The organism is Corynebacterium pelargi, assembly GCF_014635485.1.
GTDB lineage: Bacteria > Actinomycetota > Actinomycetes > Mycobacteriales > Mycobacteriaceae > Corynebacterium > Corynebacterium pelargi.
In genome coordinates this window covers 1-26,437 of the sequence record NZ_BMCX01000006.1, presented here as the reverse complement: position 1 = coordinate 26,437, position 26,437 = coordinate 1, and the positions used below count along the sequence as shown (strand labels likewise).

The window sequence follows — 26,437 nt, the reverse complement described above, 5'->3', positions numbered from 1 at the left end:
GCCTCGCCGCTGGGGCGATGAGGCGGCAGGCCCTTGAAGAAGGCCCCTTCCGCTCCACCACTTCGAAGTGGCGTACCGAGTTAGCCGAGAAGACCCCGACGCCTATCCCACTGCTACCCACCGCCGTTCCAAAGCTTCGTCAAAGTAGTCGTAAATGCGACACGCCGCCTTGTTGAAGAGCCGCGCATGCAATTCGCTTTGATGCTGGCCGGTGCGAATTATTGGAGCTTCTGCCCGAAATCGGCCTTAGTGGAACGCCTCTTCGGCGTCAGGAAGTAGGCAACGACAGCCGCACCCAATGATGCAATTATTGTTGCTGCGTACCCCTTTTCAAAGCTGAACCAATCAAAGGCCAAGCCCAGAATCGGCAAGGTAAACATAAAGGTCAAGAGCGCAGAATAGTAGCGGGTCATGATCATCCTTTCCTGGCGAGCATTGGTCTGAATCGCCGAGCGTACATCAAAAAAAAACGCCCGCTACCCCCGAGCCCCAAGAAGCATTGGCGCGCAGAATCGCTGTGAGGCGTTCCTGCGCGCCAGGGAATCCGGTTGGATTTAGCGAGCCTCTACATCCAAGTGCTCGCCACCGTCGGCAACATCCACATGCACGGTATCGCCGTCGCGAACCTCGCCGGCTAGCAGCCTCTTGGCCAGTTGATCGCCAATGGCCTGCTGGATCAGGCGACGCAAAGGACGTGCGCCGTAGGCGGGATCGTAGCCACGCTCGGCAAGCCACAGCTTGGCGGCATCGGAGACGTCCAGGATCAAGCGGCGGCCTTCGAGGCGCTGTGCAAGCTGGCGAAGCTGAATATCCACGATGCTGGTGAGTTGATCCTCGCTCAGCGGATCGAAAATCACTACATCATCAAGGCGGTTAACAAACTCCGGCTTGAAGGCGTGCTTGACGGCATCCATCATCTGCTCACGCGTACCACCGGCGCCGAGGTTGGAGGTCAAGATCAGCACGGTGTTGCGGAAGTCGACGGTGCGACCTTGGCCGTCGGTAAGCCTGCCCTCGTCGAGCACCTGCAAGAGGATATCGAAGACGTCCGGGTGAGCCTTTTCTACCTCGTCGAACAGCACGACGGTGTAGGGGCGGCGTCGCACTGCCTCGGTGAGCTGGCCACCTTGGTCATAGCCAACGTACCCGGGAGGGGCACCAACGAGGCGAGCCACGGCGTGCTTCTCGCCGAACTCCGACATATCGATGCGAACCATGGCGCGCTCATCATCGAACATGAACTCCGCCAACGCCTTGGCAAGCTCCGTCTTACCCACACCTGTAGGTCCAAGGAAGAGGAAGGAACCGGTGGGTCGATTCGGGTCGGCAACACCGGCGCGAGCACGGCGCACAGCATCGGATACTGCCTGCACAGCCTCGTGCTGGCCTACCACTCGGGCACCCAATTCCAGCTCCATATTGAGCAGCTTCTGGGTTTCGCCCTGCAGCATCTTGCCGGCAGGAATACCCGTCCACGCAGACACAACTTCGGCGATGGTATCCGGGGTGACTTCCTCCGAGATCATCGTGGTATCCACGGTATCGGCCTCGGCTTCTTCCACCTCTTTTTCCAGCTCCGGGATGCGTCCGTAGCGCAGCTCAGCTACTCGGCCATAATCACCATCGCGCTCGGCAATCTCAGATTCCTGGCGCAAGCGCTCCAGTTCCTCTTTGGCCTCGCGCACCTTATTGACGGCACCCTTTTCGTTATTCCAGCGTGCTTTGAGTTCGCCGAGGGTTTCGCGTTCGTCGGCAAGCTCTTGGCGCAGCTTTTCTAGACGTTCCTTGGAAGCGGCATCGGTTTCCTTGGCCAACGCCATCTCCTCGATTTCGAGGCGGCGCACGATGCGCTCAAGCTCATCGATCTCCTGCGGGGAGGAGTCGATCTCCATGCGCAGGCGCGATGCTGCCTCGTCGACCAAGTCAATGGCCTTATCCGGCAGGAAGCGGGAGGTGATGTAGCGATCCGAAAGCGTTGCGGCTGCCACCAATGCGGAGTCTTGGATACGCACACCGTGGTGCACCTCGTAGCGCTCCTTGAGGCCACGCAAGATACCAACGGCATCTTCTACCGAAGGCTCACCAACAAAGACCTGCTGGAAACGACGCTCCAGCGCGGCATCTTTTTCGATGTACTTGCGGTACTCATCCAGCGTGGTGGCACCCACCAGGCGCAGCTCGCCGCGAGCCAGCAAAGGCTTAATCATATTGCCGGCATCCATCGCAGAATCGCCGGTGGCACCGGCACCAACGATGGTGTGCAGCTCGTCGATGAAGGTAATGATCTCACCTTCGGCGCTCTTGATCTCGTCTAAGACAGCCTTGAGGCGCTCCTCGAATTCGCCGCGGTACTTCGCACCGGCAACCATCGAGCCAAGATCCAAGCTAATTAAGGTCTTGCCCTTCAAGCTTTCAGGCACATCGCCTGCAACGATGCGGCGAGCAAGCCCTTCGACGATGGCCGTTTTACCAACGCCGGGTTCACCGATGAGCACCGGGTTGTTCTTGGTACGGCGCGAAAGCACCTGCACCACGCGACGAATCTCAGCATCGCGGCCGATCACCGGGTCAATCTTGCCTTCGCGTGCGCGAGCGGTGAGGTCGGTGGAGTACTTCTCTAATGCCTGGAATTGGCCTTCGGGATCCTCGTTCGTGACCTTCTTATTGCCGCGAACCGAAGGGAAGACACCCTTGATCACGTCGTAGGTAGCCCCACGCTTGGTCAATAACTCGGCTGCCTCCGATTTGCCGCGGGCAATGCCTGCGAGCAGCACTTCGGTGGATACGTATTCGTCGCCAAGCTCTCCTGCTAACTCCTGTGCAGCATTGAGTGCGTTTAAAGCATCCCGGTTAAAGTTCGGGTTGGCCATATTGGCTCCCTCGGCGCTGGGGAGTTTATCCACCAGCGCGCGTGCCTCTTCGAGCACCGTCTGAGGGTCTACACCGGTAGCGCGCAGCACCGGGATGGCAATGCCATCTTCTTGGCTCAAAATAGCCGAAAGTAAATGCTCCGGGCGTATATCGGGGTTGCCCTTTGCCGAAGCCTGCTGCAGCGCTTGCTGCAGGGCTTCCTGTGTTTTCGTAGTTGGATTAAATGCGTTCATTGTTGTTGTGTCCTTTCTTTATGCGGTTTCCTACCGCACTCATAGGACACAACGCTAAGAAAGTTGAGTTTGTTCCACTCAAGTTCAAGATTTTTGCCGCGTCCACCCTAAAAGGAAGGGAAGCGCCACAATCACCAACGCAGCCGCCGTTCCGGCTATGCCTAAGCCCAGTACAAAGCCACCAATCACGGCCAGCGGCGCCAGGATAGTCATGCCGATTTCAAAGGGGGCAAAACCGACGTAGGCCACGCCGTATTCACTCAAAGCACCGGACCTGAGATCGGGATCGACGATCTTGAGCAAGGCAATGCCCGTTGCCACCGCGGCAGTAGCCCAACCCCAACCGAAGAGGCCTCGCTCGAACCATTGCTCGCCGAAGAACTTCGGTGCGATCACCAGAGCAAACACCAGGCAGTAGATCACGCCGAGGACAAAGAGCAGCAGCAGCGGCACCAGGTAGCTTGCGACGGCCGCGGGCACGATGGAGGCGATGCCGAAGGCGATGAGGAAGTCGGTGGAACCGCCGGAGATGGACTTGACCGTTTGGGGGTCAAGATAATGCGGGCGGCGGATGACCTTAAGAAAGATCACACCACAGATACCGGCCACAAAGGACAGGGCGAACAGCGGGATGGACACGCTTGGGAAAAGCGCGCTAATGCCCTGCTGGGCAAGGTAGGCAAATAGGACCGTGACCACGATAAAGCCGAAGTGCAAGGCCAGGGGCTCAATGCTCGAGGGGTTCGTGGTTGCGCTACCGATGGAGGGGCGATTTTCGCGGTCTTCATAGTGGCCGCTGCGAAGCTCCCAGGGAAGCTCTTTGGGCAAGGTGTTCGTGCGCCCGGTACGGATGGCCCAGTTGGCCATGATGATGCCGCCAACGATAGCGGCAAGAGTGCCCACCGTGGCGGAGGTGAATCCGAGGGAGGCGGCAACACCGGAATCGTCGAGCGCGCTGCCCACTGCTGCTGCGGTGCCGAATCCGCCCACGAAGCCCACGGGCAGCATCATGCCAAACCAGTCTTCTGTGCCCCAGATGGGCGCTACGAAGAGCACGCCAACGAGAATGAAAATGCCCCACTGCCCTAAGAACATGCTGGTGGAAAAGGCCCACATATTGCGAGCTTTTGCGGCCTCACCGGCGTTGAAGTTCATGGTGTATGGCATGGAGGCAAAGACCACGGCGATCAGCAGCGTGGAGTATGCGCCGAGGTTATTGGAAAAGGGGATGATGCCAAGTACTTCTGGGCCAAGAAGAAGGCCGAGGAGTCCGGCGGTAATGGATGCGGGGATGAGCAATTTGCGGAACCAGGCGAAGTGCCTGCGCATGAAGGTGCCTACCACCATCAGGATCGAGATGAATCCAACATCTTCCATCATGGTGAATGGGGTGAATTCCACGAGGGTTCTCCTTTGTGCGAGAAGGGTCTATGCACATAGTAAATTGGCGCAACCATGACCAAGCATTCGGGTAGATGAGCTGCGGAGATATAAGTTCTTGACTTTTTGTTGATACATCACCTATCATGGGCTTATGAAAGCATTCGGATTCCTTAGTTTCGGCCACTACAACCTCAACGGACACCCCAACGGCAAAGAGACGCTCAAACAAGCAATCGAGCTCTCCCAAGCCGCAGACGAGATCGGTGTGAACGGTGCCTACTTCCGCGTCCACCACTTCGCACCCCAAAACGCCTCCCCCATGCCCCTGCTCGGCGCCATCGCCGCTACTACCAAGCACATCGAGGTAGGCACCGGCGTGATCGATATGCGCTATGAAAACCCCCTTTACCTGGCAGAAGAAGCAGCGGCGCTTGATCAAATCGCCGATGGGCGCGTGGCACTCGGCGTATCGCGCGGATCACCCGAACCCGCAGAACGCGGCTGGGAAGCCTTCGGCTACACAGGCTCCACCGACCCACGCGGCGCCGATATTGCCCGCGAGCACTACGAGAAGTTCCTCAAAGCCGTGCGCGGCCAAGCCATGGCCAAAGCAGCAGGCGCAGGCGCACAATACCCGCAGCTCTACCGCCCCGGCGCCGAGCTACCCGTATTACCGCACTCCCCTGGTTTGGATCGGCGGATCTGGTGGGGTGCGGCAACCCACGCCAGTGCCGAGCAGGCAGCGCGCGAAGGCGTGAATCTGATGAGCTCCACCCTGGTGCTTGAGGCCACCGGCCAAAGCCTCTCTGAACTCCAGGCCGAGCAGATCGAGCGTTATCGCGCAGCATGGAAGGAAGCAGGCCACGACTGGACCCCGCGCGTTTCAGTATCGCGCTCTGTTTTTCCGGTGCTCAACGAGCGCGACCGCCAGCTCTTCGGCTTTGGCGAGCACAAGGATTCCATCGGCATGATCGATGGCACCACCGGCACCTTCGGGCGCACATATGTGGATGAGCCCGATAAGCTCATCGAGCAATTGTTAGATGATGAAGCGGTGCAAGCAGCCGATACGCTCATGCTCACCATCCCCAACCAGGCCGGTGTGGAGATCAACCAATCCATCCTTGCCAACTTCGCCCAACACGTGGCTCCCGCGCTTGGGTGGAAACCCAATCAAGCAGGGCCAGTCGAAGGCTATAGCGTGCAGTAACCTATACATCGTGAATGAACCAACCGTTGCGCAGCGCCTCGCAGATCAACGCGAAGCGCTGCGCTCGGCTGCTTTTGGCCACCACCGCTTTGGCGAGCAACTCACCGACGCCACCATCGCCGCCAGTGAACAAGACCTCAGCCAGCGCGTGCGCGAACACGCCCCGGCCATCGCCGCCTGCGGCATTGAGCACATCGATGCTGCCCGCATTAGCCAGGCCATTCGAGATCTTTGCCAGGACCTCCCCTTTAGTGAGGTGCTCGAAGCAGAACGCCACATCCAAGCCGCAGCCAAAGCGCTCCAAGGCGCTATTGCTGAACCATTGATAAACGCCAGGGTGCTGCACACAGAAAAGCGGGCCCGGCGCATCACCGTGGTGCGCCTGGTAGCAGAGGCCCCACTGAACTATCAGCCGGGCCAATACGTGCCGGTCACCGATATTTTTGGCCATCGCCGCTACCTCTTTCCCGCCATTCCGGCCAACGACGCCGGGCAGGTGGAGTTTCACATCTTTGGTGAATGCAACGCTCGTTTAGGCGATCAATGGCTCATCGGCCAAGGCCGGGGAGGATTCGCCTTTGATCCGGCGCTGGATAACTTGTTCATCGCGCACAGCACCGGGCTGGCTGCATTGCGCCCAATTATTTTATCGCTCTTTTCCCAACCCGAGCCGCCACGCACCCACGTCGCCTTCGCGGCAGACTACCCCGGCGAGCTCTATGAGCTTGCGGGGCTGTGGCAGATAGCCAGCGCCGCCCCCTGGCTCATGGTGATGCCAATTGTGCGCAATGAAGAAAATGATTGGTGGGTTCGCCCCACCTCTCACTCCCAGCCACCACGCGGCCTTCACCTGCCTCAGGTGGGCCAGGCAGGAGAAGTGCTCGCAGGTTATGGCAGTTGGGGTGATCGCAATATCCTCATCGCAGGCCCCGAAACCGAGGTGCGCCAAAGCCAAGAGGCCTTAATCCAAGCAGGCGCCCCACCGGAGCAGATCGCTACTCAGCACTTCACCTTCACGCCTTTTTGGCGCAGCTAGAGCACCGGCAGGGTCTTTCGCACCTTCGCCACCTGCTCGGGATCAATATCCACGACAAGCAATTCCGGATCGGCACCGGCTTCTGCCAACACCGCACCAGTGGGATCGAGAACTCGCGAATAGCCAATGCCTGTCGGGGCATCCTTGGGGCGATCATCTTGGGGTTTTGCCTGGCCACAGGCAACCACGAAGGCGGTGCTATCGAGGGCGCGTGCGCTGCTGAGCAGGCGCCATTGACGCAACTTATCTTCGCCATCATTCCAGGATGCTGGCACCAAGATCACCTCCGCGCCGTCTCGTGCGAGCTGGCGGAACTGCTCCGGGTATCGGATATCGAAGCAGACAGCGATGCCGAAGGTGACGTCGAAAAGCTCAAAGGTGCAAAGCTGCTCGCCTGGGCGCACCGTGTCGGATTCGCGATAGCCAAAGGCATCATAGGTATGAATTTTGCGGTACTCGGCCGTGGCCTCACCGCGCACGATGGCGAGGTTATCAATGCGATGAATGGTCTTATCCTCGCGTTCCACCTGGTCAGCGGGGCTAAACATGCCTAGAACGATGGTGATGCCAAGTTCTTGAGCCAGCGCCTCAACCTCTTTGGCAAAAGGGCCGTGGGCAGGCTCGGCCTGGGTATCCAACCTGCCTGTGCCAAAGCCTTGCATGGTGGCCTCGGGAAACACCACCAATTGCGCTTTTTGCTCTGCTGCCCGACGGGCGTAGTCGGCAACGAGCTGAAGGTTCTCCGCCTTATCGGCGCCGGAAGTAATTTGTGCCACAGCGATACGCATATTCCACAGCCTAGCTACTTATCCACAGATTTGGCAGGTGTGCAGAAAAATTTCCCCTCAGCGCTTGGCACCACCCCACGGCACGGATGACCATACAGGCATGCACGTCACTAGCGAATTACTGCAACACCTCACGTTCCGCCCCATTGGCCCCAACACCACCTCCATCCGCCCAAGCCTCAGCGCCCAGGCCCTCGGCGCGCTTGAGCAACGGCTAGAACAAGCATTGCGCAAAAGCGAGCAGCTTATCGACGTCTCCTGCCTCGACATCGCTGCCCTCGTGCACAAGATGTACCGGATTGATCAGCAACTAGGCCATGCCCTTGGGCGCAAGGAAGCACCATGAGCACCCCGCTCAAAGCCTCCGAGTTAGCCGCAGCCGCTGCCATTCACCACGGCAACCGTGCTAGCTTGCTCAGCGTTGCGCAGGCGCATGCCCAGCAATGGGAGCGGGGATTTCAGTTCAGCAGCGGCGAGGCCTTCGATGCCGGCCACCGCATGCTGCTCGGCCAATTAGCGCGCTGGCAACACACCAGCGGGATCTATGAAGATATTGCCCAAATCCTGCAGCTCACCAGCACCGCCCAGCGTGAATTAGAACAGATCCTTGATGCCATCACCGGCCTGCCCCAGCAGGTGTTTAATGCCATCCCGGGCATGGGTGCGCTCTATCTTGGGCTTCATGCCATGGGCCAAGAACTCGACCGTGCCTGCGCACAACAGCTCAATGCCTTGTGCGCTCAACCGGCAGAAAAGGTGGCACTGCCAGAAGATCCAGAGGCTCAAATTTTGCAGATCGGTGAGGGCACGGCGGTGGTGGCCTATGGCGATATCGAACACGCCTCATCCATTGTGACCCTGGTGCCTGGGGTCGGTTCTTCCAATCCTGAGCACTGGCCTAGAAAGCTCGAAGAGGCTAAAACAGTGGCCGCCTCAACCGGCGGGGCTGCTATTGCCTGGATGGGGTATATTGCGCCACCGCATGTTGTAGGCGGTATCGCCACCGAGCCTGCGGTGGTAGGTGCCGAGGATTTGCAGCGTTTTCAATCCTCACTGCGAGCCCAAAACCCAGAAGCCAAACTCGTGGTGATGGGGCATTCCTATGGTTCTGTGCTCACCGGTTATGCCGCCCGCGATGGGCTGGAGGCCGACACGATTATTTATGCCGGAAGCCCCGGTGTGCCGGGGTATCCAAAACACGAGCACACCAAGGTCATTGCGGTGATGAACCACGGGGATCCCATAGGGCTTAGCGGCACAAACCAAGGCGCCTTGCATGGCATGGATCCCGCTGCGCGCAGCTATCGCAGCGAAAAATGGGATCTGCCGCGCCTTGGTCACGCATATGCGGCGCATCCAGAATTTCTGGAGCGCCTCAAGCAGGAATTAGCGCCCTAGATGCTAGGTGGCCCTAGATGCTAAGGGCTAGTCCAGGAATTTTGCCAGCGCATCAATAGAGGGGCACACATACCAAGCACCGGAGATGGCGTCGGTGTAGCGGGTGATTTGATCGCGCGGACCATCATCGGCGCCGGCCATGCGGCGAAGCATTTCTTCCATGCGCCACTGATCAAAGCTAAAGCCAACAAAGACGGTGCCGTGGTCGAGGTGATCGCCGTAGGCCACGTTGCGGCGGTAAATCTCTAGCTCTTCTCCTTCAACTTCCACCACGGTGCGGGCGACGTGGGAGGAGTCGGGCTTGTGGTCTTCATCCAATTCCACGCTTTCGGCTTTGGTGCGCCCCATGGCCAGTTCTTGATCTTCAACCGGCAGGGATTCCCACTGCTGGGACTTATGGCGCCACAACTGATAGAGCAGCACCGCTGAACCTGCGCCTGGTTGCCCATCCGGCACGGCGATCACGCTGGGGGCTTCCAGGGAACCTGGGTTCTCGGTGCCGTCTTCAAAGCCGGTGAGGTCGCGGTTGGATTCATAGACCCACCCGGTGGTTTCTGTTTTTAGCACCAGCACATCCTGAAGGGTTTTGAGCAGGTGCTTGACCACGTCAAAGGTTTGGGAACGCGAAGATGCATGCACCCAGAGCCAACCATCGTGCTGGGTTGCTGGCATGGAAAAACCATCGGGGCCTTCGATGGGTTGAGAAAAATCGTGCACGTTGTTTGGCACGTCTTCTTCAGGGGCAAGCGCTGCCCACACGCTTGGGCGAATACCCAGTACCACGTTGGCGCCAGCGGTGGTGGGGACGTTGATGGCCTCGACGATGGCTTTGAGCGCCGCCGCGTTTGTCTCCCGAAGATCGAACTCGATAAAAGAGTGGTCGGTGGTGCCGATTCCTAAAATTCCGCTTTGATGAAACACCCTTCTTATCCTAGTCCCAATTGAAAAACCCAGGGCTTGGGTAAAAAGCCCTGGGTTTGGGGGTTATTTTGCGTGGCGTCTGCGTGGTTCCCACATCACCACGGCAGTTGAGCGCGGCACATGCACCAACTCGCCTCGGCGCCCGCCGCGTTCAAGGCGAGCGATATCTTCCTGAGCCTTGGCGAGCTGCGCTTTGAGCTCGGCGTTTTCCCTTTTGAGCTCGATAATCGACTTGATGCCGGCAAGATTCACGCCCTCTTCTTGGCTGAGATGCTGCACGGTGCGCAGCAGCTCGACGTCGTGACGCGAATAGCGTCGCCCACCACCACGGGTGCGCTTCGGGGTGACAATCCCGAGCCGATCATAGGTCCGCAGCGTTTGCGCATGCATGCCAGCGAGCTCGGCAGCTACGGAGATAACAAAAACCTCTTCCGTCTCGCGCATGGTTTAGCTCCAATCTTTCCGCGGGTTGAATCCGGAATCGCGTTCCGCTTGGGCGTAGGCGCGAAGAGCGCTTGTCGACGCCGCGTCCAGATCCTTCGGCACCTTCACTTCCACCTTGACAAGCAGATCGCCTGCCTTCGCGCCCTTGCGCTGGATGCCTCGTCCACGCACGCGCAGGGTGCGCCCATTGGGTGTGCCAGCAGGGATTTTCACCCTCACCGGCTGCTCTAGGGTGGGAACGGAAATGGTGTCGCCCAAGGTCAGCTCGGCAAAGCTGACGGGCACGGTAATTTCGAGGTTATCGCCCGAACGCTGGAAAATCCGGTCCTTGTTCACATGCACCGTGACGTAGAGATCGCCCGAGGGGCGCCCATTGCGCCCAGCCTCACCCTGGCCAGCAAGGCGAACCTTTTGGCCATCGGTCACACCGGCGGGAATACGAACGGTGATGGTGCGGGTGCGCGTCTTAGTCCCGGTGCCGCCGCAGTCGGTGCAGGGATCTTCGATCTTCTCGCCCGTGCCACCGCAATAGGGGCAGGGAGCAGACATGCCGAAGGCGCCTTTTTGTTCAGAGACGAATCCGCTACCGCCACAGTGGCTACAGGTGGTGACGTTGCCGCTCTTGGAGCCGGAACCGTGGCAGGTTTCGCAGGGAGCTTCAGCGGTGAGTTGAATTGGCATCGCTGTGCCCTTGGCTGCTTCACGGAAGTCAAGGGTTATTTCGGTTTGGACGTCCGATCCCCTCGCCGACCGATTCGGTTTGCGAGCAGCACCGCCGCGGTTGAAAAAGCTACCGAAGATATCCCCAAGACCGTCTTCTTGAGCAAACCCTCCTCGTTGGCCGAAGATGTCGCCCAGATCGAACCCTTCTTGAAACCCTCCGGCATAACCGGACCCCGCTTTCTTTCCGAAGCCACGGAATCCGCCGCTTGCGAAAGCTTTTTTAAATTCGTCGTATTCTTTACGCTTTTCGGGGTCGCCCACCACGTCGTAGGCCTCGGCTACTTGCTTAAAGCGTTCCTCGGCGGCCTGGTCCCCGGGGTGGGAGTCAGGGTGGTTTTCTCGGGCTAGTTTGCGATAGGCCTTTTTAATGTCCTGTTCGCTCGCGGAGGACGAAACCCCCAAATCGGCGTAATAGTCTTTTTCTGCCCATTCATTTTTTGCGGCCATAAGCTTGTTCTCCTCCTTTCCGGGAACGGTGTTCTCGGACGGTGTTCTAATAATTTTGTGTATCTAATTGTGTGAGCTAAAAAATGGGGCGCTGCTCAAAGGTTGTATAGCTCTGGCAGCGCCCCGATAAAGTCCTAGCGGTTCCTAGGACGGGTCGGCGATAATCACCATCGCGGTGCGAAGGAGACGATCACCCATGAGGTAACCGCGCCGCAGCACAGTTCCCAATACTTTTTCCTCTCCTTCGGAGAGATCTTGCACGGCCTCGTGGCGCTCGGCATCAAAGGCGTCGCCTTCTTCGCCGAATGCCTTGACCTTGAGGCCATCCATTACAGCGACGAGCTTGTCGCGAGTGGACTTCAGCGGCCCTTCGAGGTCACCGTGCTGTTCTGCAAGTTCGAGATCATCCAGGATGGGCAGCAATTGCACTACCACCTGAGACTTGGCTACCTCTACGCCCTGAGCGCGTTCGCGTTCGGTGCGACGACGGTAGTTGGCGTATTCGGCGCTGACTCGCTGCAGATCTTCGGTGCGCTCGGCAAGCTGTGCCTCGATGCTTGGCTCATCCTCTTCGGCTAAAGCGGCATCGACGTCGGCTTCGAGCGTGGGGTCGAGATCATCGGATTGCATCGCCCGATCGGCGGCAGCCTCAGCGGCTTCTGCCGAGGTTGCCTCCGGATCAGTGTGCTCCGGATCGCCGGGATTGTCGGGCATCGTCACTTCTTCTCATCCTCCTCGTCCACAACCTCAGCGTCGACTACATCGTCGTCGCCTGCGGCCTGGGCGTCGTTTGCCTTTGCAGCCTCAGCTTCGTAGATGGCCTTACCCATCTCCTGGGAAACCTCGGAGAGCTTCTCTACCGACTGCTTGATGGCCTCGATGTCGTCACCCTTGAGTGCCTCGTCCACAGCATCTGCAGCCTCGGTCACCTTGGTCTTGACGTCCTCGGATACCTTCTCACCGTTTTCCTCAAGGAAGTTGCGGGTCTGGTATGCCATCGTCTCAGCGGAGTTGCGAGTCTCTTGCTCCTCGCGACGCTTCTTGTCTTCCTCGGCGTGAGCCTCGGCGTCTTTGACCATGCGGTCGATTTCCTCTTGGGAAAGGCCGGAACCATCTTGGATCTTGATGGTGTTTTCCTTGCCGGTGCCCTTGTCTTTGGCGGTGACGTGCACGATGCCGTTGGCGTCGATGTCGAAGGTCACCTCGATCTGAGGCACACCGCGGGGTGCAGGAGCGATGCCACCGAGCTCGAAGGAGCCGAGCAGCTTGTTGTGAGCAGCCATCTCGCGCTCACCCTGGAAGACCTGGATCTGCACCGAAGGCTGGTTATCGTCAGCGGTGGTGAAGGTCTCGGAGCGCTTGGTGGGGATGGTGGTGTTGCGCTCGATGAGCTTGGTCATCACGCCACCCTTGGTTTCGATACCGAGGGACAGCGGGGTGACGTCGAGAAGCAGCACGTCCTTGACCTCACCGCGCAGCACGCCAGCCTGCAGGGCAGCACCAACTGCAACGACCTCGTCGGGGTTCACGCCCTTGTTGGGCTCCTTGCCGCCGGTGAGTTCCTTCACCAGTTCGGTCACAGCGGGCATACGGGTGGAACCACCCACGAGCACGACGTGGTCGATTTCGCCAACGGAGATGCCTGCGTCCTTGATTACCTGGTTGAAGGGAGCCTTGGTGCGGTCAAGCAGATCCTTGGTGATGCGCTGGAATTCGGTGCGCGACAGGGTCTCATCCAAGAACAGCGGGTTCTTGTCCTGGTCAACGGTAATGTAGGGCAGGTTGATGGTTGCCTGCTGGGAGGAAGACAATTCAATCTTTGCCTTCTCTGCTGCCTCACGCAGACGCTGCAGGGCCATCTTGTCCTTGGTCAGGTCGATGCCGTGGGAAGACTTGAACTTCTCGGCCAACCAGTCCACGATGCGCTGATCCCAGTCGTCGCCACCGAGCTCGTTGTCACCAGCGGTAGCGCGAACTTCCACCACGCCATCGCCGATTTCGAGCAGGGAGACGTCGAAGGTGCCGCCACCGAGGTCAAATACCAAGATGGTCTGTTCCTTCTCGCCCTTTTCCAGGCCGTATGCCAAAGCAGCGGCGGTGGGCTCGTTGACGATACGCAGCACGTTCAGGCCTGCGATCTGGCCGGCCTCCTTGGTGGCCTGACGCTGGGAGTCGGAGAAGTACGCCGGCACGGTAATAACAGCATCGGTAACTTCATCACCCAGGTAGGATTCAGCGTCTCGCTTCAGCTTCATCAGCGTGCGAGCGGAGATTTCCTGCGGGGTGTACTTCTTATCGTCGATCTCCACGTTCCAGTCGGTGCCGATGTGGCGCTTGACGGAGCGGATGGTGCGATCGACGTTGGTCACAGCCTGGTTCTTTGCAGACTGGCCGACGAGCACCTCGCCGTTCTTAGCGAAGGCGACCACCGAAGGGGTGGTGCGTGCACCTTCTGAGTTAGCGATGACGACCGGGTCGCCACCTTCAAGAGCAGTAACCACAGAGTTCGTGGTACCAAGGTCAATACCTACTGCGCGTCCCATAATGAATGTTCCTCCAATTGTTTGTTGTTTATAAAGTTGATTCGCATCCGCTCAACTTCTGGAGCTCGACACTACCAGAGCCTTGAGCCGATGTCACTCAAGTCAACGGCACAGGAGCCAAAGTTGTTCCCACTCGACTCAACTTTTTAAAAAATTTTTTGAATTCGCTGGTCAGATAAGGTGAATTTTTGTTAAACACCCGCGACTTTTGGTTTGAAAGCGGATACGGTGAAGCTGATGAACACCTTTAGTAACTACAGCGCCGTCATTTTCGACTTCAAGGGCACCCTCGCCAACGATGAGCACATCGTAAAGAAGGCGTACTCCACCGCCCTGAGCGATCTCGGCGTGGAGCCAATTAGCGAAGGGGAATTCCCGCGGGGCAGGAATGATAAAGATATCGCCGCGCATCTCGGCCACCCGCGCGGCGTTGATCCCCAGCTACTGATCGCAGGCTTTGTAGAAAATTACCGCGCACTGAGCAATCAAACATTGCTCGCTGGCGCCAAGGAGCTGCTGCGCACCTTGCACTCTCACGGCATCAAGCTCGCCCTGGCAAGCGGCACAGTGCGCGAATTAGTAGAGCCAATCTTGGAGCGCAATGAGGTGCTCGACCTTTTCGATGCAGTCATTACCTCCGAAGACACCGCCATGGGCAAGCCTGACCCCCAGGGCTTTTTGCTTGCCGCCCAAGAGCTCGGCGTTGCCCCAAATAAGACGCTCGTCATTGAAGATTCCAAGGCCGGTGTCCTCGCCGCCCAGGCCGCGGGCATGGATGTGATTAGCGTGGAAAACCTCCCCGGCATTCCAAGCGCCTCGCTGCTTGAACTCAATGAGGAAGCCAAGAAGCTGGGCGCTTAGCCGCTTGGCAATTCCCAGGCGCCATTGCCCAAGACCCCACCTGAATTGACCTGTTTTCCGCTGCAAGATTACAGCTTGATCACAAATTCCCCGCTCAATAGCGGATTTTCCCTCGCTTTATGGCAATCTCTTTCGGGTGACTGAACAATACTCAAATCAGGACCGCGACCTGACTCAAAGCCTCGAACGCGCCGCCGAAGGGGAATCGAGCCCCAAGGGCCTTGATACGAAGCTTCCGGATTCGGCACCGCCGCTGGATCGCGCCGTCATCCTTGGCCGCGATGGCCGCTGGATCGCCGGTTGGGCCTTGCGCTTTATCATCGTGGTGATTGCAGCACTACTGATTTGGAAAGGCCTCCAGGCAGTCTGGATCGGCCTCTTGCCGGTGCTTCTAGCCCTGCTTGTTTCCACCGTGCTGTGGCCACCAGTTCGCTGGTTACGCAATAAGGGCGTACCCGCCGCCTTGTCGGCGGTATTAGTCATGCTCGGCTTCTTCGCCATTATCAGTGGCGCGGTAGCCGCCATGGCCCCGAGCGTTCGTAGCCAATCCAAGGACCTGGTATCCAAGGCAGAAGAGGGCATCCAGCGCCTGACCGAATGGGTCCAAGGCCCGCCCCTGAACTTGGAAACCTCCCAGTTTGATGGAGCGCTCAAGGACATCACGGGCATGATCCAGGAGCGATCGAGCCAGATCGCCTCTGGTGTATTCGCCGGGCTTTCTACCGCCGGCACCATCGGCATGACGCTGATCTTGATGCTGATTCTTACCTTCTTCTTCCTCAAAGATGGCACCAAGTTCCTGCCGATGATCCGCCGTGCTACCGGCCCGAATGCCGGTTGGCATCTCACCGAATTGCTCAACCGCATCTGGAATACGCTCTCCGGCTTCATCCGCACCCAGGCAGTTGTCTCTGGTGTCGATGCGATCTTCATTGGCGTGGGTCTGCTCATCTTGAATGTGCCGCTTGCCCTCGTGCTTGCCACGCTTACCTTCTTCGGTGGCTTCATCCCGATCGTCGGTGCCTTCACCGCTGGCGCCCTGGCTGTGATTGTGGCGCTGGTAAGCAACGGCGTGACCAATGCCCTGTTCGTTCTGGCGCTGATCATCGCGGTTCAGCAGATCGAAGGCCACGTGCTGCAGCCGGTGCTGCAGTCGAAGGCCATGAACCTGCACGCCGCCATCGTGCTGCTCGCAGTGACCTTGGGCTCTACCATCTTCGGTGTCGTCGGCGCCTTCTTGGCAGTTCCTATTGCCGCCACCATCGCCGTTGTGATCCGCTACCACTTTGACCTGGTAGCACTTCGCGCAGGTGAGATAACGACCGATGATATTGAGTTAGCCACCAAGGCCGAGGCCGATACCGGTGCCGGGCTCACCCTTGCCGAGCGCCTTGAAAGGATTAGCTTGCGCAAGAATTCGAAGGTGAAAACCATCGAGGAATCTGATCCGGAATAGGGTTGAAACACAAAAATGGCGCTCGAAAGAGCGCCATTTTTTATTGCCTAAAGGCAGCTTAGCCCCACACGCCGTTGAGAATGAGCACGCATACAGCGGAGACTGCGGCTGCTGCCGGAAGGGTAATCACCCAGGCCATGGCGATGGGCTTCATCAGCTTCCAGTTGGCCGCGCGGTTGACAATGCCCACACCGAGCACAGCACCGATCAGGATGTGGGTAGAAGACACTGGCAGGCCAAGCACCGATGCGAGCATCACCACGCCGGCTGCAGAGAGCTCGGCGGCAAAACCAGAGGCGGGGTGCATCTTGGTCAGCCCGCTACCCACGGTTTGGATGACGTAGCGGCCGATGAACCAGAGGCCGGAAATCAAGGCCACGCCACAGGTGACCATGGCCCAGGTGGGCACTGCTGCCTTGGAGTTGATCTCGTTGGTTTTGAGCACGTCCAGCACCGCAGAGAAGGGGCCGATGGCGTTGGCGATGTCGTTGGATCCGTGCGAGAAGGCAAATGCCGAGGCGGTAAAGACCTGCATCCAGGAGAAGATGATGAAGGTGGCGCGGGAAAGCTCTTGGTTGCGTAGCGAGCGCGACATCACGCCAACGGCCATCCACACCACCACGGCGATCATGGCAAGGATGAAGATGTTATTCCACGTGGTGAAGTGCAGGTTGAGGTTTTTCAATCCCTTGAACAGCAGCATGGCACCGATGAGCACGGAGCCGGCAGCGGCGATGAAGGGCACCCAGTTTTCCAGCGCCTTGTGGGTATCGAGCTGGTTTCGGCGGGAGTTAATTTTGTAGAGATTGCGGTAGTAATCGCTTTCGAGCTGCTCGGGCTCGAAATCGGCGGCTTGGATCAGCGCCGCGTCGCGGGTCATGGCGTTGGTGTAGGCCAATTGCTGAATTTCATTGAGGCGCTCATAGGAGGCCTTGAAGTTCTTGTGCAGCGCGAGGCGATCTTCTTTGATCTTGCGCAGTTCATCATCGGCAGAGTCGTTGTAGCCAAGCACTTTCTTCTTAATAAAGCCGAAAAGGGCGAGGGCTACGAGGCAGCCAAGCACTGGTGAGAGTACCCAGGACACCGCAATCTGGCCGATCTTATTCCACTGCACCATCTCCCAGCCGCCGAGGCCTTCGGAGAGTCCAAGGCACAAGGCCGCGCCGACGATACCGCCGACGATGGAGTGGGTGGTTGATACCGGCCAGCCCATGCGCGTTGCAATCAGCAACCACACCGCGGCGCCAAGCAGCGAGGACATCATGATGAAGGCGAATTGCATCGGTTGGAGGTCAATGCCGTTGAGATCCACGATCCCGGATTTCACGGTGTCGGTCACTTGCCCGCCGGCAAGCACAGCACCGGAGACTTCAAATACCGCCGCCACCAGCAGCGCCTGCTTCATGGTGAGGGTGCCGGCACCGACTGAGGTGCCGAAGGAGTTGGCGACGTCGTTGCCGCCAATGTTGAAGGCCATGAAGACGCCGAACACGATGGTGGTGATCAGCACTGCACGGTTTGCTTCGGGTGAAACATAGCCGTTGGCCCAGAGGAAGAAGGCGAGCACGGTAATACCGAGCATGCCGCCAAAGGTGAGATGCCAGTATTTGTCGTTGGATGTATCCGCCGCACTATTGGACATGGAAGGGTCACTTTCACGTTGCGATGTCGAGAGTCTCGTGATGACTATGCACAGTTAAAGTGAACGGAAAATGAACTGGGGGTAGTAGCTTTTCGACGCCAACGCTAAAGCTTGTCTATGACATCGGCCAGGCGTTGCGCCCCCAGCTCTACTGCCTGCGCCCAGGTACGTGCGGCCTGCTCGTCGGCGTTATCGCTGACCTGCTTAATCAGGGTGCAAGGCACCTCATAGGCAGCACAGACTGCGGCGATGGCATAGCCTTCCATATCGCACAGATCTGCCCGAGTTTGCAGGGCCTGGCGTTGTTGGTTGGAGCCGATAAAGCTATCGCCTGTGGCAAGGCGTGCCTGTGGCAGATCAGTTATGGGCTCCAAGGTGATGCGGTTGGGTATGTCGAGTCCGGTGATTGCCTTGAGGGTCTCGGTATCAAAGTCGTGTTTGATGACCTCGTTGATCTCAAATTCACCGCTTATTGGCGCCAGTGCGCCGGCGGTGCCGAAATTAATCACACGATCTGGGGTGGAGCGTGATAATTCCTTGCACAAGGTAATGGCTGCCGCAAGGGTGCCTATTCCGCTGATTAATACGGGCTTATCCAGGTACTTTGCTTCTGCTTCGGTGGCTGCGATGTAAAGGGGCATGCCCCAAACCGTACCACTTGGTCTAGAAAGATCTTCCCTCATGAACCACTTAGTGCTATATTTGCAGACTAGTTAGTCTAGAAGGAGGATCCTCATGCTTCGCATTGCAGTTGTTGGTGCTACCGCCACTGGCCTTTACCTCTCGGACCTCCTCATGTCCTGCAAGCGCCCCATGCACATCGACCTCATCGACCAAGCTCCCGCACCTGCAGGCCTCGCCCCCTATGGCAAGGGCAAGCCAAGCGCTTCTACCGTTCGTTTTATTGGCAACGTGCCCGTGGATACTGAATTAGATTCCCTCTACGACCTGGTGCTCGATACCGATTTCCAGGTGGAAATTGAGGCAAAGGCCCGCGTATCCAAAGCCATCTTTAGCGCCTCTGGGAATCTGGGCGATCCCCTGAAGGCGCTTCAAGCCCGTGGCATTGCCACCACTACCTGGCTTGGGGGATTAAATCTTCCTGCCGGTTACTCTCTGGCTCAGTGGAACGCACTACTCGCGACCGCAACGGGCGCTCCTGTTTGCTTCTAATAAAGCCTCGAAGCGTCACCCCAAGGCCAACTGCCAGCAGAACCAACTTCAGCGGCAGGCTTGGCACATTAACCACCATGAGTGCTGTCCCCACCAGCCCACCAAGGGCGGTGGGGTTCATGCGTGAAATGAGCCAGGCGGCAAGCGGCGAGGTGATCGCGCCACCGATGAGCAGCGCAATGATCGCGCCAATATTTTCTAACAGCGCCTCGCGCATGCCGAAGGCGAAGCCGAGGGTGGCAGACAGTGACACGAGAAATTCCGCGGCGCTGACTGTCCCTACGATCTTGCGTGGCGATTGCCTGCCCATGCTTAAAAGCGATGAGGTAGTCACAGGCCCCCAGCCACCGCCGCCGGAGGCATCGATGAAGCCTCCAAATAATCCCAAGCAACCCAGCACGCCTGAGCGATAGGAACGCTCTACTCTGCGAGCCTTGCCGCGGGCAAAACGCCACAAGAGATTCGCACCGATCAGCGCCAAGATGGTTTGAGTAATTGGTCTAGCCGCTTCGGAGGAAAGCTGCGTGAGCACATTGGCGCCGAGAAAAGCACCGATGGCTCCGGGAACACCGATTTTGAGCAGCACCTTGGCGTCGATATTGCCGAATTTCCAGTGGCTGATCCCCGAAAATAAGGTGGTGCCAACCTCGGCGGTGTGTACCACCGCGCTGGCCTGCGCAGGGCCAAGGCCTGCCAAGAAGATCAGCATGGAGGTAGAAAGCGCACCGAAACCCATGCCGATGCCGCCGTCGACAAGCTGGGCAGCAGCACCAGCGATGGCAATGACTAGCAGCTTTTTCATACTGCCTCCTCAAATCGGGCGCGGATAATGGGCGAAAGTTTGGTACCAAGGGGCTGATCAAAGATGACCTCGCCGGGATAATCAGCCTCGCGGGCCTGGGCAAGCAGCAGGCCATCGGTGACAAACAGTGGGATCACGTGCAGGCGGGGATGTGTGCTGCTCAGCGCACGAAGCTCAGCCACTCCCCCTTGGGTGGCAGCCACCTCCAACCAGCCCAAATGCTGGGCTAATGCCTGGGCCTCGGTGCTGCGCTTGGATCCCACATGAAACAGCACCGGGGTGGCTTGTGGCTCTGGCAGCGCGGCGATGATGTCCTGGCCCATCCCCAAAGGGCGGGCCAGGGTGATGGGGGCAAAAGCCTCAGCCTCGCGCGCTGCCTGCGGTGCGTCGAAGCGCGCGTGGAAGGCGTTGCTAAACAGCAACGGCACAACCACCAGGTGTTCTTGGAGCCGCTTTGCAACGGCAGCCAAGGTGTCTTCGGAAAAATCCAAGTAGGCAACGGCCTTGGCGCCGGCTTGAAAGCTCAGCGTTGCAACGTCGGCACCCGGATGGCGCGAGCCATGGGCGAGGGTGACCAGCGCACTCACGAAAGCCCCGCAGCTAAGGTGTCGCCGCTGTGCTCGTCGACGAAGAGCATGGCGCCGACCTTGCCGCGAGCAGCATAGGGCTCGATGGGAAGCGGCTGGGCAAGCAGCACGCGCACCGTGGCAATATCGTTCAGCTCCAGGGTGGGAGCCTCAAGAATCTTGGCCTTTTGCAGCGAAGCACCATAGCGAATGGCCACACGCTGGCCTTGGCGCAGGCCCTGCTCGTGCAGGCTGACCACGGTGGCCTCGAATTCGCGCACGTCTTCCGGGCGGTACTCATCGGTGATGAGATCCCCACGGCAGAGGTCAATATCATCGGCAAGGCGCAAGACAATGGAGTCGCCGGCATCGCCGACACCACCATCAATGCCAACCACCGTGCTGCGACGATGCCCCGGCAGCAGCACCTCATCGCCCACGCGCACGCGCCCGGTGTGCACCTGGCCGGCATAGCCTCGGTAATCGCTGGCGTGGTCACGAATCACGTATTGGATGGGGAAACGGAAGTGATCGAAATCCGGCTCCGGTAGCTCAATATGCTCCAACAAGGACAGCACCGTGGGGCCTTCGTACCAGCTCATATTGGAAGAAGGCTCGGCCACATTATCGCCGCGCAGCGCGGAAATGGGCACGGCCTTGGGGCGTTGAATGCCAAGTTGTGCAGCGAGCGCGTGGAACTCGGCCTCGATGGCTCTAAAGGTGGCCTCATCAAAGCCAACCAAGTCGATCTTGTTTACTGCCAGGATCACATCATGCACACCCAGCAGCGCAGCCACCTGTGCATGGCGACGAGTTTGTTCCACCACGCCGTGGCGGGCATCGACAAGCAATACCACCACCTCGGAGGTAGAAACGCCGGTGACAGTGTTGCGGGTGTACTGCACGTGGCCTGGGGTATCGGCGAGGATGAACGCGCGTTTGTCAGTGGCAAAATAACGATAGGCCACATCAATGGTGATGCCTTGTTCGCGTTCGGCACGCAGGCCGTCGACAAGCAAGGAAAGGTCAAGGCCTTCAAAGCCACGATCGGCGGAGGTGCGCTCCACGCTGGCGAGCTGATCGGCGAGCACGGATTTAGTGTCGTGCAGCAGGCGGCCAACGAAGGTGGATTTGCCGTCGTCGACGGATCCTGCGGTGCATAGGCGTAGGGTTTGGCGCTGGGCAAGGGCGGTGAGAGTCATCAGAAATAGCCTTCCTTTTTACGGTCTTCCATGGCAGATTCGCTGAGCCTGTCGTCGGCGCGGGTCGCTCCCCGCTCGGTCATGGTGGAGGTGGCTACCTCGGCAATCACCTCTTCAACGGTGCTGGCCTGCGAAAGCACCGCACCCGTGCACGACATATCCCCCACCGTGCGATAGCGCACCTGCTTGGTTTCTAGGGGCTGGTCTTGCCCGCCCCAAGGCCCTGGGCTCAACCACATGCCGTCGCGCTCGAAGACCTCGCGCTCGTGGGCAAAATAAATTGGAGGCAATGCAATGTTGCGGGCGGCGATATATTCCCAAATATCCTGTTCCGTCCAGTTGGAAATGGGGAATACGCGCACGTTTTCACCAGGCTGATGGCCGCCGTTATAAAGGTTCCACAATTCAGGGCGCTGCCGGCGCGGATCCCAACCACCGAAAGCATCGCGCACAGAAAACACACGTTCTTTCGCCCGGGCTCGCTCCTCATCGCGGCGAGCCCCGCCAAGCACTGCGTCATAGCCGCGGGCCTCGATCGTCTCTACCAGCGGCACAGTTTGCAGCGGATTGCGGGTGCCATCGGCGCGTTCCTGCAACTCGCCGCGATCAATCCAGTCCTGCACATACGCCACATGCAAACGCGCCCCGGTGCGCCGAACCAGATCATCGCGAAATGCAATCACCTCGGGGAAGTTGTGGCCGGTATCAACGTGCAAAAGCTCAAAGGGCACCTTTGCCGGGGCGAAGGCACGCCGGGCGAGCTCGAATACCACCACCGAATCCTTGCCACCGGAAAATAGCAGCGCAGGGGTATCAAATTGCCCGGCCACCTCGCGCAGAATATGGATGGACTCGTTTTCTAGATCTTGTAAGTGCGGGGTGAGGGTTTGAGTGTTCATGAGCGAGCTCCTTCTACATGCAGGCCACATTCGGTCTTGTTATGCCCGGCCCAACGCCCAGCGCGCGGGTCATCGCCGGGGCTTACCGGAAGCGTGCAGGTAGCACAGCCAATGGAGGGGTAGCCCTGGGTAGTCAGCGGGTGGCGAATCAGGCCTTCGGATTGGATAAATGCCTCAGTATCTTCCAGCGACCAATGAATCAGTGGAGAGATCTTCCAGCGTCCGGCCGCATCCTTACTCACGCCAGGAGCATCGGCACGGCTTGGCCCATCGGCACGGCGGATACCGGTGACCCAGCCTGCGTAGTTGGCCAAGGTGTTGTGCAGCGGTGCTACTTTGCGCATCTGGCAGCAGGCGCCGGGATCTCGCATATAGAGCATGGGGCCATACTTTTGGTCCTGTTCTTTTCTGCTCAGCTCGGCGGTGGCGCGCACGAGTGTTTGGGGATAGCGCTGCTCTACGGCGTCGGCCACTTCAAGGGTTTCCGGGAAGTGGTACTCGGTATCTAAAAAGAGAAAGTCTGCGCGGGGAAGGTAGCGGTTGGCTAACTCTGCCAGCACCGTGTTCTCCATAGATAACGTCACCGCGATGGAGCCATGGACATGCTCATTTGCCCAGGTGAGGATCTCTTCAGCGCTTTTGACGGCGTTATCGAGTGCGTGGTTCATGCTTTGACCTTCGCTACGGATCGGGCGATTGCCTCGGAGGTGGATAGGGCTGGTTCGGGCTGGTGCTCGGGGGCGTTTTGGCCGTGAAAGAGCACTTCAAACACGCGCAGGCAGGCAACACAGCTCCAGGCGAAGTCGCTTTCTTCTGCCGGGAAGAGTTCTTCGCTGGCGCAATAGGGGCAGTGCAGTGGGTGGTTGCGGTTGGGGTTTGGCTTGCGACGAAATCTCATTGCAGGTCCTCCTCACTGGCGCGCAGCACCCAATCACGGAACTGCTCGCCCTCTTCGCGTTGTTGCTTGAACTTCTCCACCACGCGCACCACATAATCGCCAAGCTCGGAGGCGATCACCTTGTGTCCACGCAGCTTCCTTCCCCACTCCAGGCCCAGTGCGCCACCGAGGTGTACTTGGAAGCCTTCAACGCGGTTGCCTTCAGCATCGGTAACGGTTTGGCCTTTGAGCCCAATGTCTGCCACCTGCGTGCGAGCGCAGGAATTGGGGCAGCCATTCAGTGAGATCTTCAAGGGAACGTCGAGATCTCCAAGGCGAGCTTCGAGCTCGTCGACGAGCTCAATGGCGCGGGCTTTGGTGGTCACGTGCGCCAGCTTGCAAAACTCCAAACCGGTGCAGGAGATAATGCCGCGGCGAAATTCACTGGGCGTGGAGTACAAGCCGGTGGCATCAAGGGCCTTGGAAAGCGCAGCAACGTCGCGTTCTTCTACATCGAGAAAGAGCAGTTCTTTATCCGGCGTGGTGCGGATGCGCTGAATGCCAAAGGACTCAGCTACCTCGGCGATCTGGATGAGCTGTTCGCCGGTGGCGTGCCCAACGGTGGGTTTCACGCCCACATAGAAGCGGCCATCGCGTTGCTGATGCACGCCGATGTGGTCACGCGCACCCTGGTGGATGGGGGCAGAGGGGCCGTCGATAAGCGGGGCTTCTAGGTATTCCTCTTCGAGCACCTGGCGGAATTTTTCAATGCCCCATTGGGCTACGAGGAACTTCAAGCGGGCGCGATTGCGCAGGCGCCGGAAGCCATAGTCGCGGAAAATGCCTGCTACACCAGCCCATACTTCCGGTACGCGCTCAAGCGGAACCCATGCGCCTAAGGAGCGCGAAAGCATGGGGTTGGTGGATAGCCCGCCGCCAACAAAGCATTCGAATCCGGGGCCATATTCTGGGTGTTCAACGCCGATAAAGGCGACGTCTTGAATTTCGTGGGTGACGTCTTGGCGGGCATTGCCGGAGATGGCTGACTTGAACTTGCGCGGTAGGTTTTGGAATTCGGGGCGCAGCAAGTAGTCCTCGACGATGGCATCAATTGCCGGGGTGGCATCGATGATCTCATCGGCGGCAACCCCAGCGACCGGGGAGCCTAGGATCACGCGCGGGACATCGCCGCAGCCCATGAGGGTAGAAAGACCTACCGCCTCAAGCCGATCCCAGATTTCTGGGACATCTTCGATGCGGATCCAGTGCAGTTGGATATTTTGGCGATCGGTGAAATCGGCGGTGGATCGGGCGAAATCCCGGGAGATCTCTCCCACCACGCGAAGCTGTTGTGGGGTCACGCGGCCGCCGTCGAAGCGCACGCGCATCATAAAGAACTCGTCTTGGAGCTCGGAGTTATCTAATTGCCCGGTGAGTTCGCCGCCGAGGTTTTGTTTGCGTTGGGTATAAAGCCCGAGCCACTTAAAGCGCGGGGCCAAGTCTTCTGCGGGGATCGAGGCGAAGCCTTGTTTTGAGTAAATGTCGATCACGCGCTGTTTGGCGGAGAGCCCTTCATCTTCTTGTTTGATGCGCTCGTCGTCGTTTAAGGGTGTGGTGCCGTCGATCTTCCACTGCCCCTCTGGCTTGCGTGGGCGAGCCCTTTGGGTTCTGGGTTTTGCCGTGGTGGTGGTCATGGTGTGTTCCTTTTCATCGGGTGCAATCCGTTGCTAAGGAACAATAGCCATACCGCCTAGTCTATTTGGTGCAGACTTTTTAGTCTGCCTACCATTTAGGCACTGTGACCTGCTGTTAAAAAATTTTCTGCAACGTGAATAAATACCGCAATGAATGAAAATGTGGCTAAAAATTGCGTCAAACACGCCGCTTTGCGTAATTTTCTAGACCACTTAGTCCATTTTTGAAAGGAACCTTTATGCCAAGCCTTCGTGTTGCTGTTGTTGGTGCCGGGCCCGCCGGGATCTACGCCTCGGACCTACTCATCAAATCCGGCCAAGACGTCACCATCGACCTCATCGAACGCATGCCCGCACCCTTCGGCCTCATCCGCTACGGCGTCGCACCCGACCACCCACGCATCAAAGGCATCATCACCAGCCTGCACAACATCCTCGACAAACCACAGATCCGCCTCATCGGCAACATCGACGTCGGCAACGACATCACCATCGACGAACTCCGCGAATACTACGACGCCATCATCTTCGCCACCGGCGCCACCGGTGACCGCGACCTCACCATCCCCGGCATCGACTTAGAAGGCTCCTACGGTGCTGGCGAATTCGTCGGCTTCTACGACGGCAACCCCGACTTCCAACGCACCTGGGACCTAAGCGCCGAACGCGTTGCCGTCATCGGTGTCGGCAACGTCGCATTAGATGTCGCACGCATCCTCGCCAAAACCGCCGACGAACTCCACACCACCGAAATCCCCGACAACGTCTACAACACCCTCAAAAACAACCAGGCCAAAGAAATCCACATCTTCGGCCGACGCGGCCCAGCCCAAGCCAAATTCACCCCACTCGAACTCAAAGAACTCGACCACTCCGACACCATCGAAGTCATCGTCAACCCCGAAGACATCGACTACGACGACGCCTCCATTACCACCCGACACGAATCCAAATCCCAAGACCTCGTCTGCCAAACACTCGAGGCCTACGCCATGCGCGAACCCAAAGGCGCACCCCACAAACTATTCATCCACTTTTTCGAATCCCCCACCGAAATCCTCGGCACCAACGGACACGTCACCGGCCTGCGCACCGAACGCACCCAACTCGACGGCACCGGCAACGTCCAGCCCACCGGCACCACCACCGACTGGGACATCCAAGCCGTCTACCGCGCCGTCGGCTACCGCTCCACCCCCATCACAGGCGTGCCCTTCGACACCACCACCCACACCATCCCCAACGACGGCGCCCACGTCACCACCACC

Annotated in this window: 26 protein-coding genes; 8 read left to right on the top strand and 18 right to left on the bottom strand. The window is 58.7% G+C overall.

Annotated features, from left to right (window positions below):
* Positions 1–218 precede the first annotated feature (218 nt).
* From IEU99_RS10755 to IEU99_RS10745, 3 genes are all read right to left on the bottom strand, one after another.
* A complete protein-coding gene (locus IEU99_RS10755; protein ID WP_128889130.1) occupies positions 219–413 on the bottom strand; it encodes a hypothetical protein in 195 nt (64 codons plus the stop codon).
* A 141-nt stretch (positions 414–554) separates the two neighbouring features.
* Complete coding sequence (clpB, locus tag IEU99_RS10750; RefSeq protein ID WP_123959380.1) at positions 555–3,104, bottom strand: ATP-dependent chaperone ClpB; 2,550 nt, start codon at positions 3,102–3,104, stop codon at positions 555–557.
* Positions 3,105–3,188: 84 nt separating this feature from the next.
* Positions 3,189–4,505 carry a sodium/glutamate symporter gene (locus IEU99_RS10745; RefSeq protein ID WP_128889129.1) on the bottom strand — a complete coding sequence of 439 codons (1,317 nt, stop codon included), beginning with the start codon at positions 4,503–4,505 and terminating at the stop codon, positions 3,189–3,191.
* 133 nt (positions 4,506–4,638) lie between these two features.
* Here IEU99_RS10745 and IEU99_RS10740 point away from each other — a divergent pair, with 133 nt between their 5' ends.
* Positions 4,639–5,697, top strand: a complete 1,059-nt coding sequence (locus tag IEU99_RS10740; RefSeq protein WP_128889128.1) for an LLM class flavin-dependent oxidoreductase — start codon at positions 4,639–4,641, stop codon at positions 5,695–5,697.
* 10 nt (positions 5,698–5,707) lie between these two features.
* Complete coding sequence (locus IEU99_RS10735) at positions 5,708–6,733, top strand: ferredoxin reductase domain-containing protein (RefSeq protein WP_128889127.1); 1,026 nt, start codon at positions 5,708–5,710, stop codon at positions 6,731–6,733.
* Here the strand turns inward: IEU99_RS10735 and IEU99_RS10730 are convergent.
* Positions 6,730–7,521, bottom strand: a complete 792-nt coding sequence (locus IEU99_RS10730) for a carbon-nitrogen hydrolase family protein (protein ID WP_128889126.1) — start codon at positions 7,519–7,521, stop codon at positions 6,730–6,732. The genes IEU99_RS10735 and IEU99_RS10730 overlap by 4 nt on opposite strands.
* Positions 7,522–7,621: 100 nt before the next feature.
* Between IEU99_RS10730 and IEU99_RS10725 the strand changes: the two genes are divergently transcribed.
* Both IEU99_RS10725 and IEU99_RS10720 read left to right on the top strand, forming a co-directional pair.
* Entirely contained in the window at positions 7,622–7,867 is a 246-nt protein-coding gene (locus IEU99_RS10725; protein ID WP_128889125.1) for a hypothetical protein, read from the top strand.
* Complete coding sequence (locus IEU99_RS10720; protein ID WP_128889124.1) at positions 7,864–8,919, top strand: alpha/beta hydrolase; 1,056 nt, start codon at positions 7,864–7,866, stop codon at positions 8,917–8,919. Before IEU99_RS10725 ends, IEU99_RS10720 begins: the two co-directional genes overlap by 4 nt.
* A gap of 27 nt (positions 8,920–8,946) precedes the next feature.
* On the opposite strand, the gene IEU99_RS10715 is transcribed toward IEU99_RS10720, so the two are convergent.
* From IEU99_RS10715 to dnaK, 5 genes are all read right to left on the bottom strand, one after another.
* Positions 8,947–9,840 (bottom strand): Dyp-type peroxidase, encoded by an 894-nt coding sequence (locus IEU99_RS10715; protein ID WP_128889123.1) that lies wholly within the window; start codon positions 9,838–9,840, stop codon positions 8,947–8,949.
* A 63-nt stretch (positions 9,841–9,903) separates the two neighbouring features.
* A complete protein-coding gene (locus IEU99_RS10710) occupies positions 9,904–10,284 on the bottom strand; it encodes a heat shock protein transcriptional repressor HspR (RefSeq protein WP_128889122.1) in 381 nt (126 codons plus the stop codon).
* A gap of 3 nt (positions 10,285–10,287) precedes the next feature.
* On the bottom strand, positions 10,288–11,454 hold the full coding sequence (dnaJ, locus tag IEU99_RS10705; RefSeq protein WP_128889121.1) for a molecular chaperone DnaJ: 1,167 nt from the start codon (positions 11,452–11,454) through the stop codon (positions 10,288–10,290).
* A gap of 144 nt (positions 11,455–11,598) precedes the next feature.
* The gene (grpE, locus tag IEU99_RS10700) at positions 11,599–12,168 is read right to left on the bottom strand and encodes a nucleotide exchange factor GrpE (protein ID WP_128889120.1); all 570 of its coding nucleotides are present in this window, start codon (positions 12,166–12,168) and stop codon (positions 11,599–11,601) included.
* Positions 12,169–12,170: 2 nt separating this feature from the next.
* Positions 12,171–13,997, bottom strand: a complete 1,827-nt coding sequence (dnaK, locus tag IEU99_RS10695; protein ID WP_128889119.1) for a molecular chaperone DnaK — start codon at positions 13,995–13,997, stop codon at positions 12,171–12,173.
* Between the two features lie 237 nt (positions 13,998–14,234).
* Between dnaK and IEU99_RS10690 the strand changes: the two genes are divergently transcribed.
* A complete protein-coding gene (locus IEU99_RS10690) occupies positions 14,235–14,858 on the top strand; it encodes an HAD family hydrolase (RefSeq protein ID WP_128889118.1) in 624 nt (207 codons plus the stop codon).
* Between the two features lie 136 nt (positions 14,859–14,994).
* Positions 14,995–16,314: an AI-2E family transporter gene (locus IEU99_RS10685; RefSeq protein WP_128889117.1), complete on the top strand. Its 1,320-nt coding sequence runs from the start codon at positions 14,995–14,997 to the stop codon at positions 16,312–16,314.
* Between the two features lie 58 nt (positions 16,315–16,372).
* Here IEU99_RS10685 and IEU99_RS10680 read toward each other — a convergent pair whose 3' ends face one another.
* Together IEU99_RS10680 and IEU99_RS10675 are read right to left on the bottom strand one after the other, a co-directional pair.
* Positions 16,373–17,956, bottom strand: coding sequence for an inorganic phosphate transporter (locus tag IEU99_RS10680; RefSeq protein ID WP_128889116.1), 1,584 nt, complete (start codon positions 17,954–17,956; stop codon positions 16,373–16,375).
* A 104-nt stretch (positions 17,957–18,060) separates the two neighbouring features.
* Positions 18,061–18,597, bottom strand: a complete 537-nt coding sequence (locus IEU99_RS10675; protein ID WP_128889115.1) for a nucleosidase — start codon at positions 18,595–18,597, stop codon at positions 18,061–18,063.
* 94 nt (positions 18,598–18,691) lie between these two features.
* Between IEU99_RS10675 and IEU99_RS10670 the strand changes: the two genes are divergently transcribed.
* Positions 18,692–19,129, top strand: coding sequence for a hypothetical protein (locus tag IEU99_RS10670; RefSeq protein ID WP_128889114.1), 438 nt, complete (start codon positions 18,692–18,694; stop codon positions 19,127–19,129).
* Here IEU99_RS10670 and IEU99_RS10665 read toward each other — a convergent pair.
* Genes IEU99_RS10665 through IEU99_RS10635 form a run of 7 tightly spaced genes read right to left on the bottom strand, consistent with a single transcriptional unit; the run spans position 19,032 to position 25,169 of the window.
* Positions 19,032–19,931 (bottom strand): sulfite exporter TauE/SafE family protein, encoded by a 900-nt coding sequence (locus IEU99_RS10665; RefSeq protein ID WP_128889113.1) that lies wholly within the window; start codon positions 19,929–19,931, stop codon positions 19,032–19,034. The genes IEU99_RS10670 and IEU99_RS10665 overlap by 98 nt on opposite strands.
* Entirely contained in the window at positions 19,928–20,518 is a 591-nt protein-coding gene (locus IEU99_RS10660; protein WP_128889112.1) for a sirohydrochlorin chelatase, read from the bottom strand. The genes IEU99_RS10665 and IEU99_RS10660 overlap by 4 nt, the downstream gene beginning before the upstream one ends.
* A complete protein-coding gene (locus IEU99_RS10655; RefSeq protein WP_128889111.1) occupies positions 20,515–21,699 on the bottom strand; it encodes a sulfate adenylyltransferase subunit 1 in 1,185 nt (394 codons plus the stop codon). Before IEU99_RS10655 ends, IEU99_RS10660 begins: the two co-directional genes overlap by 4 nt.
* Positions 21,699–22,598, bottom strand: coding sequence for a sulfate adenylyltransferase subunit CysD (gene cysD, locus IEU99_RS10650; RefSeq protein ID WP_128889110.1), 900 nt, complete (start codon positions 22,596–22,598; stop codon positions 21,699–21,701). The genes IEU99_RS10655 and cysD overlap by 1 nt, the downstream gene beginning before the upstream one ends.
* The gene (locus IEU99_RS10645) at positions 22,595–23,311 is read right to left on the bottom strand and encodes a phosphoadenylyl-sulfate reductase (protein ID WP_371869491.1); all 717 of its coding nucleotides are present in this window, start codon (positions 23,309–23,311) and stop codon (positions 22,595–22,597) included. Before IEU99_RS10645 ends, cysD begins: the two co-directional genes overlap by 4 nt.
* Positions 23,263–23,496, bottom strand: coding sequence for a hypothetical protein (locus IEU99_RS10640; protein WP_128889108.1), 234 nt, complete (start codon positions 23,494–23,496; stop codon positions 23,263–23,265). The genes IEU99_RS10645 and IEU99_RS10640 overlap by 49 nt, the downstream gene beginning before the upstream one ends.
* A complete protein-coding gene (locus IEU99_RS10635; RefSeq protein WP_128889107.1) occupies positions 23,493–25,169 on the bottom strand; it encodes a nitrite/sulfite reductase in 1,677 nt (558 codons plus the stop codon). Before IEU99_RS10635 ends, IEU99_RS10640 begins: the two co-directional genes overlap by 4 nt.
* A 239-nt stretch (positions 25,170–25,408) precedes the next feature.
* Between IEU99_RS10635 and IEU99_RS10630 the strand changes: the two genes are divergently transcribed.
* On the top strand, positions 25,409–26,437 hold a 1,029-nt coding region (locus IEU99_RS10630; protein ID WP_188358310.1), incomplete at its 3' end, for an FAD-dependent oxidoreductase.

Coding starts and splice junctions, on each gene's coding strand:
- cysD (WP_128889110.1), bottom strand. CDS start 22,598: ATGAACACTCAAACCCTCACCCCGCACTTACAAGATCTAGAAAACGAG.
- IEU99_RS10640 (WP_128889108.1), bottom strand. CDS start 23,496: ATGAGATTTCGTCGCAAGCCAAACCCCAACCGCAACCACCCACTGCAC.
- IEU99_RS10665 (WP_128889113.1), bottom strand. CDS start 19,931: ATGAAAAAGCTGCTAGTCATTGCCATCGCTGGTGCTGCTGCCCAGCTT.
- IEU99_RS10755 (WP_128889130.1), bottom strand. CDS start 413: ATGACCCGCTACTATTCTGCGCTCTTGACCTTTATGTTTACCTTGCCG.
- IEU99_RS10690 (WP_128889118.1), top strand. CDS start 14,235: ATGAACACCTTTAGTAACTACAGCGCCGTCATTTTCGACTTCAAGGGC.
- dnaK (WP_128889119.1), bottom strand. CDS start 13,997: ATGGGACGCGCAGTAGGTATTGACCTTGGTACCACGAACTCTGTGGTT.
- dnaJ (WP_128889121.1), bottom strand. CDS start 11,454: ATGGCCGCAAAAAATGAATGGGCAGAAAAAGACTATTACGCCGATTTG.
- IEU99_RS10730 (WP_128889126.1), bottom strand. CDS start 7,521: ATGCGTATCGCTGTGGCACAAATTACTTCCGGCGCCGATAAGGCGGAG.
- grpE (WP_128889120.1), bottom strand. CDS start 12,168: ATGCCCGACAATCCCGGCGATCCGGAGCACACTGATCCGGAGGCAACC.
- IEU99_RS10655 (WP_128889111.1), bottom strand. CDS start 21,699: ATGACTCTCACCGCCCTTGCCCAGCGCCAAACCCTACGCCTATGCACC.
- IEU99_RS10710 (WP_128889122.1), bottom strand. CDS start 10,284: ATGCGCGAGACGGAAGAGGTTTTTGTTATCTCCGTAGCTGCCGAGCTC.
- IEU99_RS10740 (WP_128889128.1), top strand. CDS start 4,639: ATGAAAGCATTCGGATTCCTTAGTTTCGGCCACTACAACCTCAACGGA.
- IEU99_RS10670 (WP_128889114.1), top strand. CDS start 18,692: ATGCTTCGCATTGCAGTTGTTGGTGCTACCGCCACTGGCCTTTACCTC.
- IEU99_RS10680 (WP_128889116.1), bottom strand. CDS start 17,956: ATGTCCAATAGTGCGGCGGATACATCCAACGACAAATACTGGCATCTC.
- IEU99_RS10675 (WP_128889115.1), bottom strand. CDS start 18,597: ATGCCCCTTTACATCGCAGCCACCGAAGCAGAAGCAAAGTACCTGGAT.
- IEU99_RS10720 (WP_128889124.1), top strand. CDS start 7,864: ATGAGCACCCCGCTCAAAGCCTCCGAGTTAGCCGCAGCCGCTGCCATT.
- IEU99_RS10725 (WP_128889125.1), top strand. CDS start 7,622: ATGCACGTCACTAGCGAATTACTGCAACACCTCACGTTCCGCCCCATT.
- clpB (WP_123959380.1), bottom strand. CDS start 3,104: ATGAACGCATTTAATCCAACTACGAAAACACAGGAAGCCCTGCAGCAA.
- IEU99_RS10635 (WP_128889107.1), bottom strand. CDS start 25,169: ATGACCACCACCACGGCAAAACCCAGAACCCAAAGGGCTCGCCCACGC.